Annotated in this window: 9 protein-coding genes; 8 read left to right on the top strand and 1 reads right to left on the bottom strand. The window is 46.0% G+C overall.

All coding sequences use genetic code 11. From position 1 onward, the window contains the following. Positions 1–64: 64 nt before the first annotated feature. The 6 genes from QUB52_RS18885 to QUB52_RS18910 all read left to right on the top strand — a co-directional run bounded on the left by QUB52_RS18885 (position 65) and on the right by QUB52_RS18910 (position 10130). Entirely contained in the window at positions 65–355 is a 291-nt protein-coding gene (locus QUB52_RS18885) for a DUF433 domain-containing protein (RefSeq protein WP_442923209.1), read from the top strand. A 210-nt stretch (positions 356–565) separates the two neighbouring features. Further along, positions 566–3166: a protein-arginine deiminase family protein gene (locus tag QUB52_RS18890; protein ID WP_332976235.1), complete on the top strand. Its 2601-nt coding sequence runs from the start codon at positions 566–568 to the stop codon at positions 3164–3166. A 286-nt stretch (positions 3167–3452) separates the two neighbouring features. Beyond that, a complete protein-coding gene (locus tag QUB52_RS18895) occupies positions 3453–4472 on the top strand; it encodes a hypothetical protein (RefSeq protein ID WP_332974373.1) in 1020 nt (339 codons plus the stop codon). Between the two features lie 99 nt (positions 4473–4571). Next, positions 4572–7547, top strand: coding sequence for an L-glutamate gamma-semialdehyde dehydrogenase (pruA, locus tag QUB52_RS18900; protein ID WP_332974374.1), 2976 nt, complete (start codon positions 4572–4574; stop codon positions 7545–7547). A 257-nt stretch (positions 7548–7804) separates the two neighbouring features. Beyond that, a complete protein-coding gene (locus QUB52_RS18905) occupies positions 7805–9478 on the top strand; it encodes a glycosyltransferase family 39 protein (RefSeq protein ID WP_332974376.1) in 1674 nt (557 codons plus the stop codon). 172 nt (positions 9479–9650) lie between these two features. Continuing rightward, positions 9651–10130, top strand: a complete 480-nt coding sequence (locus tag QUB52_RS18910) for a hypothetical protein (protein WP_332974377.1) — start codon at positions 9651–9653, stop codon at positions 10128–10130. 124 nt (positions 10131–10254) lie between these two features. On the opposite strand, the gene QUB52_RS18915 is transcribed toward QUB52_RS18910, so the two are convergent. Further along, positions 10255–12291 carry a S8 family serine peptidase gene (locus QUB52_RS18915; protein WP_332974379.1) on the bottom strand — a complete coding sequence of 679 codons (2037 nt, stop codon included), beginning with the start codon at positions 12289–12291 and terminating at the stop codon, positions 10255–10257. Between the two features lie 103 nt (positions 12292–12394). Between QUB52_RS18915 and QUB52_RS18920 the strand changes: the two genes are divergently transcribed. Beyond that, the gene (locus QUB52_RS18920) at positions 12395–13444 is read left to right on the top strand and encodes a lysylphosphatidylglycerol synthase transmembrane domain-containing protein (RefSeq protein WP_332974381.1); all 1050 of its coding nucleotides are present in this window, start codon (positions 12395–12397) and stop codon (positions 13442–13444) included. A 335-nt stretch (positions 13445–13779) separates the two neighbouring features. Next, positions 13780–16866: DUF4347 domain-containing protein (locus QUB52_RS18925; RefSeq protein ID WP_332976237.1), on the top strand; the 3087-nt coding region annotated here is incomplete at its 3' end.

Raw genomic sequence — 16866 nt, forward strand, 5'->3', positions numbered from 1 at the left:
TCTGGCTTTTCGCTCATCTGACTACATTACCATATTTTTCGGCTCTCAATCAACTATTTTTTACCTGAATCCTTACGATAAAGCTAAACTCATCAGCATCTTAACTCAAACTTTAACCAACGGTTCCCTCGGCATAAAAAAAACTCCCGGCGTGTGTGGCGGTGATGCTTGTGTTGGCAATACTCGCATACCCGTTTGGTCGCTGGTGTGCGATCGCTATCTGGGTGCAAATGATGGGCGAATTTTGCAAGACTTTCCCCATTTGACCGCCGCTGATTTAGTAAATGCGTGGGCTTATGCTGATGCTTACCCAGAAGAAATTCAAGCAGCAATAGCTAGAAATGAAGCAGCATAAAACATGGCACGAATATCCCATAACACGACTTACCGACTCCGACAAAGAAACCGGTTTTTTTATCTAACCTGTCGGTAGCAACAAAGTATTTTCGCGAAAAACCCGGTTTCTGGCCCCCATGCTAAGTCCTATTTGCCCAAACCCATCCTAAAATCTTACTAAATGCACCAAGATTAGGTAGAATCATCTGGGTGTCAGAGGATTAACTATATGCGCTGGGTTCGATATGTGGCGATCGCCATTGTCAATGCTTTCGGTGTCGTCATCGGTATAATTTGGGTTGCAATCCCCGCAACACTCGCTCAACCTTCCCTAAACTACCAACTCGCACTCTCGGCGCGACAGCCAGACGGCGACACTCCGCAATCGCTCCCGGAACTCTACAAATTGCGCGATCGCCTCAAGGTACAATTAGATAAACTTGCCCAAACTCCCGACAGCAGTCTGTTTTCCCCAGAATATTGGCAACCAGAAAGCCCCCGCAACCAATCCCAAACTCTGACGCAGCAACTCCAAAACGTTCAAAATCAGATTCAAATAGAAAAACAAGCCAAAAATAATTGGGATGAAGCTGCTAGAATTGCCTCCCAAGCCGTCGTCATTGGACGCACTTCTAAAGCCGATCCCGCTACTTGGGAAGAGTCGCAACGCTTTTGGCAATTGGCTATCAATAACCTCCGACTCATTCCCCACGGTTCTTTTTTGGCTGAACGGGCGATCGACAAAACCATCGAATATCAAGGAAACCTCACTGTTGCTACCTACGAATGGCAAGTAGCACGGTCTGCACAGAAAATTAGAGCCGAGGAAGAACAGGTAAGAGAAATCGCCAGAAAAGAGCAAGAACAAAAAGAATTTGCTCGCCGAGAAATAGAGAGACAAGAACAAGAGAAAAAAGAACTCGCCCGCAGAGAACTAGAAAGACAAGAATTTGCCAAGCAAGAATTAGTCCGCCAAGAACAAGAAAAACAAGAACTCGCCCGCAGAGAACTAGAAAGACAAGAATTTGCCAAGCAAGAATTAGTCCGCCAAGAACAAGAAAAACAAGAACTCGCCCGCCAAGCAAAAGAAAGGCAAGAATTAGCCCTAAAAGAACTAACCAGACAAGAATTAGAAAAGCAAGAATTAGCCCTAAAAGAACAACAAAGACAAGAATTAGAACTCAATCAACCAGCAAGTCCTCAACCAACTCCAGAATCAACCGCAACAGCAACTCCCGCCCCAGTAACGCCCGCCGCCTCGCCGTCGAACTTCTTCTTTGCAGGAGATACTAATAGAGACGGCAACATTAATCAGCTAGACGAAGCCGGAAAGGATCAATGGTCATTGTCCAGCGGCGCGCTAATTCTATTTAGCGATCGCCATAACGATGATCGCCGCAGCAAAATACCGACTTGGCAACAAACCAAGGTTAGCGTCCCCCGTCGCGCAGCCATGCTTTCTCAAGTTAACTTAATCCTGTCTGAAAACTTCAAAAACTCTCAATTATTCATCACTGCTGATAGCATTGCTAGCCCTCACATCAGCGTTTTTCAGAAAACGGGTGACGGCTGGAAACCTGTAGATATATCCGGTGCTAAACCCCTAGTTTTTAGCACGAATATTGTATTAGGTGTGGAAGCAAAACAATTTGCCGATCGCAACTGGAACGGCACCGTGAATCTCAAAGCAACAGCCGAAAACAACGGTCAACAAATCGCCGCCACAACCATCCAAATGGGCGTTACTCCTTGGATCATGCCTGCTAATACCGCGCCAGTTACAGAGGTTCAAGTCAGCGACAGAGGTTCGGCAAACAGCGAATTTATCTCCCAACTCAAACAAGCTGTAGAACCCACGGGCGCTCAAGTAAAAATCATCCAGGGTGATAATGCTTGGATGCAAGACATTCAGAAAAACGGCTACGTTCAAGTTCCCCAAAAATTGGAAGTAGGTCAAGTTGATGTCGCCATAAAAAGCAATCGTGACCAAGAGGAAAACCTGCCTGCTAAATCAACTAAAGAGCGGGATTTGAGAGTATTTAAAATTGGCAATTCTCGCTCTAAAGACCCTGTAAATCAGTGGTCTGATGGATACGGAAATTTGCAGGTGACGCCACCGATTCCCGGACACCCAATGGGTCGAGTTTATTACGGGAATTCGGGGAATGTTGGTTTTAATCCAGAGGTACTTGATTTTATTCAAGCTCAAAGAATTCAAGGACCTGCGGTGGATATTGATACTTCTTGGCTTTTGACTCGCCAAGTCGATGAAATTATCAATTTTATTCCCAGTCAAACTCCCGGAAAATATCTAATGGCGATCGCCAGTCCAGAAGCCGGAGTAAAGCTGTTAGAAGAATTGGCGGGTAAAGGTTACGGCGAGGTTACTATCAATCGCGGTTTGAGCAATGAAACTACAGTCAGCGCGGCCTTGAAAAATCAAGCTTTAATTCAACACAATCTCAATTTGCAAAAACAGAAAATTAACCCGATTTTAGACAAATTGAAAAGAGAGTTTTCACTGACAGACGACCAAATCGTTCAAGTTCCAGCGATGTTTGGCTACAGCGGTTATGCTTGGTGGCCGAATATGGTCAATTCGGTACCAGTCAACGGCAAGTTGTTAGTTTCTAATCCCCGCGGCCCGATGATTGACGGTCTAGATTACACTCAAGAAAGATTGCGCCAACTGCTGCTTCCTGCTGGTGTTAGTGTGAGTTTTTTGAACGATCGCTATTATCAAGAATTGAAAGGAAACGTGCAGTCGGCGACGAATACTGTCAGGAAGCCTGAACCACGACCTTTTTGGCAGTCTTTGCCTAATAATTGAGATCGGTAGAAAATTGCGATCGCAAATTGCGCTCAATATTTACCACGTTTGTAGTGAGGAATTTAGTCCTCAGTGCGATCATCCCCCTTGCACCCTCAGTATCATTGAGGCATCATCGGATTTGATATAACTAGGACTTACGCACGGGTGGTCAGAAACCGGGTTTTCCCCGAAAATCCTTGTAATGCAGAGATTAGGTAAAAAACCCGGTTTCTTTGGCCTTAATGCACAAGTCCTGATAACGTAAAATGTCTAAAAGCGGTATTTGTACAAGAAATTTAGTCCTATGAGTAACGAACTCGAAAACAATCAAATTTTGACCCAGCAACCGGAAACAATTGCCACTGACAGCGATGAGTTGGCGAACACTGCAATTGCCAGTCCCCATCCAACTTCCGAAGCAGCAGAAACTCCCGCTGAAATCCCTCCAATTGAAGATGCTTTGACAGCAACTTCCGAACCCCCAGAAACTCCTACAGAAAATCTCCCCAGTGAAAGTGTTTTAGCAGCAACTTCCTTACCAACAGAAACTCCTGCTGAAATTGCCGCGCGAGAAGATATTTCAACGGCAATGGACGAAGCCGAAACAATTCCAATTGCGGCCGATATTGCACCGGAAATAATTCAAAATGAAAATCACCAGACTCAACTAAATCAAACGGAGAATCCCGATCCGAAACAACATCGAGTTTGGCAAATATTGACAGTTTTTTTCAGCGGAATGTTAGTCGGTTCCGTCCTCAGTCTAGGTGCTTTTCTAGGGTGGAAAATGTATCAAGAAAGAGCAAACATTCAAATCAAACTGCACTCAGACGTACCCCTCCCCGAAAGCCCTCCCCCTGTCCCAACAGCGCGCGCCTACCGCCAGCCCGGAGTGGGTCCAGCACCCCAGCAGGCACTGCCCCCCACAATTGCTCCGTCACCTGGCCAGCCTCAAATACCCTCCCTGTCAGGCGTTCCGCAACTTGCTTCCCCGTCGCCGCTGCCTTCTCCCGCTGCCCTGGAAACCCCTGTAACTGAGCGAGTTAGCTTTCAAGCCGGTGCTACCGGAACTACTCTCAGCAATAGTTTGCGAGCAAACAAATCCAAACGCTACTTGGTAGAATGCAATAGCGGCCAAAGCATGACAATAAAGGTTCAAGAAGGTCAAGTTAGTGCAGATATTATTGCTCCTAACGGTGAAAAAGTAGGTACTGTTGATAGCACAGGTCAGTGGCAAGGTCAACTAGCCAGCAGCGGCGATTATACTATTGAAATTTCGGGCGATCGCCAAGCAAACTACGGTGTTAAAATTGAAGTCAAATAGCAAGTATAATTGTATCAAGGGGTAGTTGCAAAATACATCAACCCACCCTGGTTGCCAGTTACCAATTACCAATTACCAATTACTAATTACTAATTACCAATGGTCGCACAAGTATCTCCAAGCATCTACGAAGCAAAAACCCAAGAAATTGCCAAAGAAATTCTGAAGGCAACTCAAGACAAAAAGCGATCGTTTTTTGGCCAATTGCAAGACCAAATGCGCTGGGACGATAAGCTGATGGATTGGGCAATGGCTAGCCCCGGACTGCGGGTGCAATTGTTTCGATTTATTGACTGTTTGCCCGCCCTCCGCAGCAAGCCGGAAATTGCCCGCCACTTGCAAGAATACCTGACTGTGGAAGAGGTAGAATTGCCGGAAGCATTGAAAAAATTGCTCAGCTTTGCTAACGCTGATTCGGTTCCCGGCCAATTGGCTGCGACGACGGTTGCGCCTGCGGTGGAAACTCTGGCGCACAAGTATATTTCTGGGGAAAATATCAAGCAGGTAATTAAAACCTTAGAGCGACTTCGCAAAGATAAAATGGGTTTTACAGTTGACCTTTTGGGGGAAGCTGTAATTACCGAAACTGAGGCGCAAGTTTATCTGAATCGCTATTTGGAATTGATGACGGAATTGACCAGTGCAGCAAAGAATTGGTCGCAGGTAGATGCAATTGACAAGGCTGATGGCGAAACTCTGCCGCGAGTGCAAGTATCTGTCAAATTAACTGCTTTTTATTCTCAGTTTGATCCGCTGGATGCTAAAGGCAGCGAGGAGAAAGTCAGCGAGAGAATTCGCTTGTTATTGCGGCGCGCGAAGGAATTGGGAGCGGCTGTTCATTTCGACATGGAACAGTACGCATACAAGAGTTTAACTCTCAGTATTCTGAAAGACTTATTGTTAGAGGAAGAGTTCCGCAGTCGCACAGATGTTGGAATTACAATGCAGGCATATTTGCGCGATAGCAAACAAGATTTGCAAGGCATTATTGCTTGGGCAAAAAAACGCGGAAATCCGGTAACGGTGCGTGTGGTAAAAGGTGCTTACTGGGATCAGGAAACTATCAAGGCGATGCAGAAAGATTGGCCGCAGCCTGTCTATAATGATAAAGTTGCTACGGATGCAAATTTCGAGCAGATGACTCAGTTGCTGCTGGAAAATCACGAATATTTGTATGCTGCAATTGCCAGTCACAACGTGCGATCGCAAGCCAGGGCGATCGCGATTGCCGAAACTCTCAACATACCGCGCCGCCGCTTTGAAATGCAAGTGCTGTATGGCATGGGGGACAAATTGGCCAAGCTTTTGGTCGATCGAGGTTATCGCGTCCGAGTCTACTGCCCCTACGGCGATTTGCTCCCAGGCATGGCTTATTTGATCCGCCGGTTGCTGGAAAATACCGCCAACAGTTCGTTTATTCGGCAAAGTTCCGAAGAAATGCCGATCGACCAATTATTAGCCGCCCCAGTAGCCAATGGCAACGACCAGATAGCTTACAGCAAAGTATTCCCCAACGTCGCCGATACCGACTACGCCAATATAAAATTGCGGCAACAAGCAGAAACAGCCATCAAATCAGTGCGCGCCAACCTAGGCAAAACCTACTTACCCCTAATCGATGGCGAGTACCAAAACACCGAAACAACAGTTAATTCCCTCAACCCTTCCAATCCCGCAGAAATAGTCGGCAAAATCGGATTGCTATCAGAAGCACAAGCCAAACAAGCCCTAGAAGCAGCCAAAGCAGCCTCTACGAGTTGGCGGAAAACCCCCGTTCGCCAGCGCGCCGGAGTCCTGCGAAAAGCAGCAAAATTGATGGAACAACGGCGGCATGAACTATCAGCTTGGATGGTATTTGAAGTCGGGAAACCTGTCAGAGAATGCGATGCCGAAGTCTCGGAAGCCATTGATTTCTGTCGCTACTACGCCGACGAAATGGAACGGTTGGAACAAGGGCAAAATTACGATATAGCTGGAGAAAACAACCGCTATACTTATCAGCCACGCGGCATTTCTCTGATTATTTCCCCTTGGAATTTCCCCCTCGCAATTCCCGTCGGGATGACAGTTGCATCGCTAGTTGCAGGTAACTGTACTTTGCTCAAACCCGCAGAATTTTCCTCAGTAATTGCGGCTAAAATAGCGGAAATTTTGCTAGAAGCTGGAATTCCCAAAGGCGTATTTCAATACGTGCCTTGCAAAGGTTCAACCGTTGGGGCGTACATGGTGAAACACCCAGACGTTCACATGATTACTTTCACCGGTTCTCAGGAAGTTGGCTGTCAGATTTATGCGGATGCTGCGATTTTGCAACCGGGCCAAAAACACCTGAAGCGAGTAATTGCGGAAATGGGCGGCAAGAATGCCATTATTGTCGATGAAAGTGCCGATTTAGACCAAGCCGTTGCGGGGGTGGTTTATTCGGCATTTGGATACAGCGGCCAAAAATGTTCTGCTTGTTCGCGGGTAATTGCGATCGAGTCGGTGTACGATGCTTTTGTGGAAAGATTGGTAGAAGCCACGCGATCGCTCAATGTCGGTGTAGCCGAAAATCCCGGCACTCAAGTCGGGCCAGTCATCGATGCCACCGCCCAGTCGCGCATCCGCGAATACATCGAAAAAGGTCGCGCCGAAGCTAAGATAGCCTTAGAAATGGCGGCACCAGAAACCGGTTATTTTGTCGGCCCAGTGATTGTTACGGAAGTATCGCCGACTGCAACTCTCGCCCAAGAAGAAATTTTTGGCCCGGTGTTGTCGGTGATTCGGGCTCATAATTTCAGCGAAGCGATTACCATTGCTAACGGTACAAATTTCGCTTTAACCGGTGGATTGTATTCTCGCACGCCTTCGCATATCGATCGCGCCCAAGCCGATTTTGAAGTCGGAAACCTGTACATAAATCGCGGAATCACCGGCGCAGTGGTATCGCGGCAACCCTTCGGAGGATTCAAACTTTCGGGAGTTGGTTCCAAAGCCGGCGGCCCGGATTACTTGCTGCAATTCCTCGAACCTCGCACAATAACGGAAAATATTCAGCGGCAGGGTTTTGCGCCGATTGAAGGAGTAGACGATTAATCATTGGTGTTAACTTAACGTCAAACGTACTCATAGACTGCTGTTTACCGCCGAGGCCAGATCCCCCCTAGCCCCCCTTAAGAAGGGGGGGACAAGATTCTTCTCAAAGTCCCCCTTCTTAAGGGGGATTTAGGGGGATCTCGCAAGAGGATAAAAGCGAGATTTTTCAATGGTTTCAGTTTTTCTAGGGTGCTCTTCGGCGCACCTTACGACTAGGGTAATAACAAAAAACTTCTGTCAGATTAGCTAGTTATAAAATGGAATCTACTAAAAATCGCGATCGACTAAATTCTCACAACCCTCCACTTGACAAGTGGTTGCGATTTTTAATTATAGCCGTATTAGCGATCGGCATTTTATTTCGCTTCGGAAATCTCGATCGCAAATTTTACTGGATTGACGAAACCTATACTTCTTTGAGGGTTTCTGGCTACACCGAAGCCGCAATGCTTAAACAAATTTCGTACCAGAAAATAACCTTGCCCTCCGATTTACAAAAATACCAGCAGATCAATGCCGGAAAAACTTTAACTGACACACTACATTCTTTAGTAACCGAAGACCCCCAACACCCGCCACTGTATTACATACTAGCGCGATTTTGGGCGCAATGGTTCGGCACTTCGGTTGCAGCAATGAGAAGTTTAGCCGCCGTGATTAGCTTGCTAGTATTTCCCGCTATTTATTGGCTGGCTTGGGAGTTGTTTGAATCATCAGCAGTAGGGTGGATGGCGATCGCAATTTTCGCAATTTCTCCCTACCACATCCTATTTGCCCAAGAAGCCAGACAGTACAGTTTGTGGACATTAACTACCATTTTATCCAGTGCAGCGTTGCTGCGAGCAATGCGCCCTGACTTAACTCAAAATTCAATTTTGCTGGTTTCTCGCTGGGCACTTTACGCAGTCACAGCAGCAATGGGACTGTACACCCACTTGTTATTTGTCTGCGTCGCCGCCGCCCATGCAATCTACGTCGCAGTCATTGCCAACTGGCGCGATGTTAAAACATTTATTGCCTATTATGCAGCAGCAATGGTGGCCTTAATCGGCTTCATGCCTTCTCTCGTAAATACTGTAGAAAACTTCAATCAAGTTAGAAGTACAACAGTATGGGCAGAACAGAAAAATCTATTAAGATTAGTTAGCAGGTGGGTTGGTTCAATCAGCATAGGATTTTTTGATATTGGCATTGATGGCACTGCCAACGTCACACAATTAGCCTTGGTAATTCCAGTTGGCATCATGATTGTAGCTTTAGTCGGCTATGCGATTTATTTTCTGTACCGACATACACCAAAACGGGTTTGGTTACTGATCTTGTTATTAATTGCCACAACCGCTTTGTTTTTAGCAGTGCCTGATATACTAAAAGGTGGAAGGCGATCGACAAATCCGCGATATTTAGTTCCATGTTATGTGGGAATTCAGCTAGCAGTTGCTTACCTGCTGTCTGCCAAAATTAGCAACAATTTGGCTAGTTTCCAGCAGCAAAAACTGTGGAGAGTAGTGACAATTGCACTGTTTTCGGTCGGAATTATATCGGCGGGAATTAGTTCTCAAGCCGATAGTTGGTGGAATAAAGGCAGCGGTTGGTTGCGCGCGGAATTGGAAGTAGCTAGCACTGTGAATCAAGCTAGAAATCCCCTGATGATCAGCGATGCGAATATCGCATACATCATGCCTTTGAGTTATCGCTTGCAACCACAAGTCAAATTGCTAATAGAACCGCGCTGTTATACTTCTTGCTACAAAAATCGAGAATTGGCACGGAAAAAACCTGAACCACCGAAAATTCCCGGCGGTTTCGGCGACTTGTTTTTATACAGACCGTCCTCAACTTTGCGATCGGCAATTGAACAGCAAAACTATCAAATAGATCCGGCGGTTGGTAATGTCGAGCTCAATCTATGGAAAATTACTAAAAAATAATCTGCAAGGATTAAGGCGAAAAACTGGTTGATTTCCAAAAATGTCTGGTTCACCGCGACAGACTGCCAAGAAACTGAATTTTGGGAAGTATGTCTAGAGTAGAGTTCAATATGGCTGCGTTTCGCGGTAGACTAGAAATTAAGAATAACAAAAATAACATCAAAAATCTCAAATGACAGTCACTGAAACATCGAATATTCGCAGACTGCTGTGCGATCCAGACTTAGGGCTGATTCCTCACCTAGAAAAATCCCTGAAAGACTTACACTCGTCTGCGATCGCCAATGGAGAGAAATTTAAGGTAGAACCTTACGATATTGAACTCAAAAGCTGCCACACTCAGAAGCATCCCAACGACCAAAAACCCCTTGTCACTCAGTCAGTGTTAATGAAAATTCCCCTGACTGGAAAAGTTCAAGACAAGATGCACTTATATCTGATCGCAAGTGAGTTGCAGAACCAAATCGATATCAAAATTATCGATTGGAGTGCCTTAGAACGCCGCCAATACGACATTCACGGCATCCCTTTAAAGCAGCCGATTACCAAAATAGATGGCGAGATGAATTACGAGTTAGTATTCGATCGACCAAATTACTGCTGCATCACTCTGTGCCGCCAATTTGACTTGACTTATGCCGCCAATTATTAAGATCCCAGATAAGAGTCGGCGGTTGAAACCGCAACGACACAAACGAAGTCCGCCTTCGCGGACTCAAGGTGCGCATTGCGCACCTTGTGATGATGTTGCACATCGCGGGTAGCACAAATGGAATTTAAACTGATCGATTGGCAGTTTCCGCCAGAATCTGCTTAATTTGAGCAGGAGTCAGACTCGGATTGGCTTGCAACATCAAAGCTATCACCCCAGATACGTGCGGCACTCCCATCGAAGTACCAGCAAAATATCGATAGGGAACCCCAGGTTGAGAGAGTGGCACAGTTGAATAAACGTCCCCAGCATCGGCCCTGCCGCCATCGCCGCCCGGAGCCACAAAATAACTAATTGTGTCAGATCCCGCCCGGTTAGAATAATCTGTAAACAAGCCGTTGCGGTTAACAGCACCGACAGCAATTCCTACCTCATTCGCAAACTTAGCCGGATAATCTACCTCCGGGCGAGCATCATTTCCTGCCGCCGAAATCACTACCACACCTTTAGCTTCCGCCGCTCGAATTACACTCAATTCGCGATCGTTGATCTGTTGACCGCCAAAACTAATATTAATGATTTTCGCACCATTTGCCACCGCGTAATTAATCGCGTTAATTTCATCTATAATTTTGCCTACTCCTGTGCTATTGAGTATTTTCAAAGGCATAATTTTCGCAGTCGGAGCCGTTCCAGTTATTCCCACTCCATCTCTTTTTGCAGCAAGTAAACCAGAGATATGAGTACCGTGGCTGTTATCATCCATCGGGTCATTATCGTTGTTGGCAAAATCCCATCCCCGGAAATCATCAACAAAGCCATTGCCATCATCATCTACGCCGTTGCTAGCTTTATTTCTACCTGCGGCATCAACGCCATTTTCCCCACCATTGCTCCAAATATTCCCTGTTAAATCCGGGTGATTGTAGTCAACTCCGCTGTCGATAATTGCTACAACAATGCCGTCTCCAGTCAAGCCATTCGCCCAAACTTCTGGAGCCTTAATTAAGTCTCTGCCCCACTCGTCGCCGCCCAAGTCGGGAACATCAGGAAAAGTTGCAACACCTTGAGCTTTAGCAACTGCCGCCGCCGCATTCACCAAACCGAACCCAGAACGAGAGTCAAAATCCGGTGAGTTGCTGGGATTTTCAGGAACAATATTGGCAGGAGTTGCAGATAAATTTAGGGTAAAATTTGTATTACCTTGGTTTTGATAAACTCGGACAAAGTATGTTCCGGGTGCCAAATTTTTGAGATCGATAGATTCTGGCGATAAACCCGATTCTTTAGCAGAAGCAATAATATCGGTAAAGTCAATAGAATTGTCGCCATTAATATCTTTAATCACGGCCACGTCAACATCGGCACTAAAACCGCTGACAGTTAATTGAAAGTCGTTATTTGCAGGCAAAGTAAAGCGGTAAAGGTTGTCTGGGCGAGCATTGCTAACCGAGTCGGCGATGGTTTGAGTGCTGCTCAAAACGCCTAAATCGCGGGCTTGGCTGAGTTGGTTGCTTAATACGGTATTTGCAGAGATGAATTTACCGCTGAGGTTTTGTGGAGATGTGTTGGCGACTTCGCCTAAAATAGCACCGGATTGACGAATTTTAATTACTGTATTGGGAGTGTCCGCAACTGCTTCCAAAGTGAGGTCTGCTTCGGTAAGATTGTCGGTTAGTCCGATCGCATCCTCAAAACTGTTAAAGTCAGTAATCAGGTCTGCAACAGCCGGATCGGAGACTGGGGAGTTGCTGCTGAGGACAAAGGTATCTGCGCCCAAACCCCCTGTCAGCGTATCTTTGCCCCCATCGCCCACTAAAACGTCGCTACCGTTGCCGGCGTAGAGGGCATCATCTCCCCTACCTCCCTGCAAGGTATCGCTGCCCTTGCCGCCAAACAGCAAGTCGTTGCCGGTACCGCCGTTAAGCAAGTCATTCCCGACACCACCGAAGAGTGTATCGAAATTGCCACCGCCGAGGAGTCTGTCATTACCATTATCACCGTTGAGGCGATCAGCATCCGAGGAACCGACAATAAAATCGTTACCTCCGAGGGCAAAAAGTCCGTTAGGATAAGGAGTCAAAAAGCCCGGAGTTAATGCGAAACTATTGGGGCTATCATCTAAAAGATAGGAAAGACCGTCAGGGCTCGGGCCGGGCATAGAAATTTACTCCTTAGATAAAATCAATCTAAATTTTAGATTTAAAACATGAAATTGTCTTTAAGTAATCTACCATCCCAAATTCACTAATCAGGAGCGGAAAATGGGAAAAGAACACTTGCATCGAATTCAGAATTTTTTCAACCTCGCCAAAGCGCGTTTAAAGCCTTATTTGCGCTATGTGATTCTGGGCGGAACGTTTTTATTTATTGCCAAAGCTTTTTTAACTCACTGGCGAGAAGTCGCGAATATTCAAATTCGATCCGAAAGTTTTCCGTTATTGGCGATTGCGCTTGGCATCACTTTACTGTCTCTAATTTTTGTCGGCTGGGTGTGGATGTTAATTTTGCGGGAATTCCGTCAACCTGTAAATGCCGCCTGGGCGATTCAGGTTTTTCTCAAAACTAATATTGCCAAGTATTTGCCGGGGAATATTTGGCATTTTTGGGGTCGAATTTTGGAAGCAAAAAATGCAGGCATTGCGCCGAAAGCTGCTACTCTCAGCGTGTTGTTGGAACCGCTGTTAATGGCTTCTGCGGGCGGGCTGATTGGGTTAATTTGTTTTGAGCGGATCGATGGTTTTTTGCGAATAGTCGGCTGTGCTGCTATTTTGACGGCGATTCATCCCCGAATTTTAAATCCGATCGTCCTGTTTGTAGAGCGGTTGAAGTTATCTAAGAAGAACGGGGAAAATTCCGATGTTGGAGAGGCTGCGGGCGATCGACTAATTTTGCGTTTAGGGTCTAGCTCCAGTCTAGCTAAAAAAACATCTAGCGTCAAGTCCCAACGCCAAAATAATTTGCCAATTAGACGCTATCCTTTAGTGCCGTTAATCGGACAAATATGTTTTATCGGATTGCGGGGTAGCGGATTTTTGCTAACTGTAATGGCTTTAAATCCGGTGAATTTTCTCGATATTCCGAACTTGTTCGGTGCTTTCTGTTTTGCGTTTGTTGTGGGTTTAGTCGTACCGGGTGCGCCCGGAGGCATGGGAGTATTTGAAGCAACGGCGATCGGGCTGTTGTCCGATCGCTTTTCTGTGGCTATAATTTTGAGTGCGGTGGCGTTGTATCGGATAGTTAGTATTTTGGCGGATGTTGCGGGTGCTGCTTTGGCTAAGTGCGATCGCCAGCGCGATCGGCACAGCAAATGAGTGGGAAAATATATAATCCCAGCGGACTTGCCCCGATTATGCAGGAGTCGAAAATATGTATTTTTATTAAGATTTTTTGCATACGTAAGTATGCTGGGTATAGTTGATCTAATAAAAAATTTGTCAGCCTATCTGTTTGGCCGGCTAAGCAACCAAGCCACAAACAATATAGTCTGAATCAATAAATTTAAGACTTGCAAACAAACCGAGTTGCTCTCGTAAAATCCACAATTTTAGGTATTTGTACCGTCAAAGAAACTGGTTTTTTTGAGTTCGGGTGTGCTAGTCCTGGATTTATGAAAAATTATTCACTTTAGGACATAGGGTGCACAGCCATGATACCAGTTTTATCAGAACGATCGATCGAACTTGCGAATCACATCAACGCGGGCAATGGGAGTTTTGGCGAAAAGGGCGATCGGCCCAATAACCCCAGTACAATAGTATTTATCGATGCGGCAGTAGCAGACTATCAAAATCTCCTAGATGGAGTGAAATTGGGAGTAGAAGCAATAATTATCGACTCCCACAGAGATGGAGTCGAACAAATTACCGCAGTCTTAGCGAATCGCACTAATATTGACAGCATTCATCTAGTTTCCCACGGCGAACCAGGAAGGTTGCAACTCGGTAAAACCCGACTATCTATCGATAACCTAGAAGCTTATGGCAAGCAATTGCAGCAATGGCCGCGCGCCTTAGCTGTTGATGCAGACATCCTGATTTACGGTTGCAATGTAGCAGCATCCCGCGCTTGCCAGAAAGTCCGCCAGGGAATTTATTCCCTGTCTCATAGCGAAAGTCGGTTGAAACCGACTGAAAACAATTTCATTAAACAGTCCTCTTTAGAGGACTTTCGCTATGAGACGGGGGTTTCAACCCCCGGCGGAATCGATGGCGAACCAGCCTTAGAATACTTTGGTGAAACGAGAATTGAAACCCTCGGTGTGTTCGATGAACAAGCCGTAGATGGTACCCACTTCCTCCACCGCATTGCCACTCTCACAGGTACAAATATCGCCGCATCCAAGCATCTGACGGGGAGTGCAAAATTAGGAGGAAATTGGGAACTCGAAACACAAATCGGCAATATCAAATCGCCCCTAGCATTCGAGTCAGACGTGATGCAAAATTATGCGTTTGTTCTGAATACCTATGCTGTTACCGATACTTTAGATGGCGCTACGGGTTCTCTGCGAAATGCGATCGAAACAGCCAATTCCAATCCCGGATTAGACACAATTAATTTTAACATTCCCGGCACAGGCCCTTATACCATTACCCTTGGCAATCAAGCCTTACCTGTCATCACCAGTCCAGTTATTATCGACGGCAAATCTCAACCCGGGTATGCTGGAAAACCGATAATTGAACTCAAGGGCAGTTTTGTACAACAACCAGCCTCCTCATCTGTAAACTCTCCTTATGTCACTGGTTTAGAGTTAAGCAAAAGCCCTTTTGGCGGCGCAGAAGATTCCAGTGGCAGTACCATTCAAGGATTGGTTATTAACGGATTTGGAAAGGGCGTAAATTTGCCGAGCAACGGCATTCTGGTGACAACTAATAACAATACCATCCAAGATAACTACATTGGTACTGATATTAGCGGTACGACTGCTGTCGGGAACACTAGCAGTGGGATCAGAATCCAAAATTACACTCTAAACAATTCTCCTAATGTCACCCCCATGACAGCCAATATTATCTCGCGCAACGTCATCTCTGCCAACGAAGGTATTGGAGGTATATTTATTGCTGGAACAGGGTCAGGGGGTATCACAAACACCAAAATTACTGGCAATTACATCGGGACTGATTCCACGGGTGCAATAGCTTTAGGTAACAAGGGTGATGGCATTTTTATCTTAGACAAAAACTCGAATAATACTATCATTGGTGGCACTGCATCGGGAGAAGGTAATATCATTGCTAACAATAATGGCAGCGGGATTGAGGTTGCTAGTAAAAATGCCAACAGTAACACCATACAAGGGAATAGCATTTTTAACAACAAACGCTTAGGTATTGACTTAATCGGTAATACTGGCATCACTCCCAACGATTTAGGCGACGCTGATACAGGCAGCAACAATCTGCAAAATTACCCAGTTCTGACCTCAGTTAGCGGCAACACAGTCAAGGGCATTCTCAACAGCAGTCCTAGCGCCAACTTCCGCGTCGAATTCTTTGCAAATACCAGTTATGACCCCGCAGGTGCAGGTCAAGGTCAAACTTTCCTTGGCTTCCAAGACGTTACTACAGATAGCGCTGGCAATGCTAATATCAACTTCGCCTACACTCCAGTAGCAGGCAAACCGGTTCTCGCTGCTACTGCTACTAACAAAACTACAGGGGATACCTCGGAATTTTCCCGTCGCAATCAATCTCCTATTAATTCAATACCGGGAAGAACCACCACCACTACAACTAACCCTAATAACATTACCATCAACAGCGGAGACGTTGTATATAACGTTTTAGCGACACCCTATCCGTCTGCTATTGACGTTTCAGGTGTAACAGGAAAAGTAGACAGCGTTACCATCACTCTCAACAATGTTAAAACTTCTGAGGGTTTTGGTAGCGGTTCCGGTGTATCCCAGGTCATTAACCTCTTGCTAGTCGGCCCAGAGGGACAAAATGTGGTGTTAATGTCTCAGATTCCATCTGCACCACTTAACAGCGTCACGCTGAAGTTGGATGATAATGCAGCCTCTTTTCTGTCCACTCTTTCTAGTTCCCCAGTACCAACGATCGCTTCAGGAACTTACAAACCGACAAACTATTCACAGATCAGTCGGATTGATGTTTATCCCTTTTCATATAGCAGCGGTACGCCAACACCGACAGGGGCACCAGAGGGGCCTTACGGTTCAACTCTTTCTGTTTTTAACAAAACTAACCCCAACGGCACTTGGAAATTGTATGCAGTTGACGCTGTACCAGAGACGGCTAAAGCTTCCAATGCTACTACTCCTGGAAATATTGCCAGTTGGAGTGTAGACATTGCGACTGATATCGGCAAAGAAACGACGAGTCAAAATACTCCTCGCATCTTCTCTGCTAGCAACAGCAATAGTATCTCTGTATCGGATGCAGATAGCGAGTCGGTGGAAGTTAATCTCAGCGTCACCAGCGGCACTCTTACACTCAAGTCGCTGACGGGTGTTACCGGATCGGGGAATGGTAGCAACATCCTGATTTATACGGGAAAACAGACTGATATTAATGCTGCTTTAGATGGTTTAACTTATACGCCGAATCAGAACTTTAGTGGTACTGATACGCTGACTTTGACGACAAACGATCGCGCATCGGCAGAATTAGGCGGTGTTCTAACAGATGTCGATCGTGTGAATATTACCGTCAACCCGACAACTCCGACTCCGACAACTCCGACTCCGACAACTCCGACTCCGACA

This window comes from Microcoleus sp. A6-C6 (genome assembly GCF_036705955.1).
Taxonomy (GTDB): Bacteria; Cyanobacteriota; Cyanobacteriia; order Cyanobacteriales; family Microcoleaceae; genus Microcoleus.

What these genes read in the sequence shown, in the direction of transcription:
- QUB52_RS18890 (WP_332976235.1), top strand. Translation starts at nt 566, where the DNA reads ATGCGCTGGGTTCGATATGTGGCGATCGCCATTGTCAATGCTTTCGGT.
- QUB52_RS18895 (WP_332974373.1), top strand. Translation starts at nt 3,453, where the DNA reads ATGAGTAACGAACTCGAAAACAATCAAATTTTGACCCAGCAACCGGAA.
- pruA (WP_332974374.1), top strand. Translation starts at nt 4,572, where the DNA reads ATGGTCGCACAAGTATCTCCAAGCATCTACGAAGCAAAAACCCAAGAA.
- QUB52_RS18905 (WP_332974376.1), top strand. Translation starts at nt 7,805, where the DNA reads ATGGAATCTACTAAAAATCGCGATCGACTAAATTCTCACAACCCTCCA.
- QUB52_RS18910 (WP_332974377.1), top strand. Translation starts at nt 9,651, where the DNA reads ATGACAGTCACTGAAACATCGAATATTCGCAGACTGCTGTGCGATCCA.
- QUB52_RS18915 (WP_332974379.1), bottom strand. Translation starts at nt 12,291, where the DNA reads ATGCCCGGCCCGAGCCCTGACGGTCTTTCCTATCTTTTAGATGATAGC.
- QUB52_RS18920 (WP_332974381.1), top strand. Translation starts at nt 12,395, where the DNA reads ATGGGAAAAGAACACTTGCATCGAATTCAGAATTTTTTCAACCTCGCC.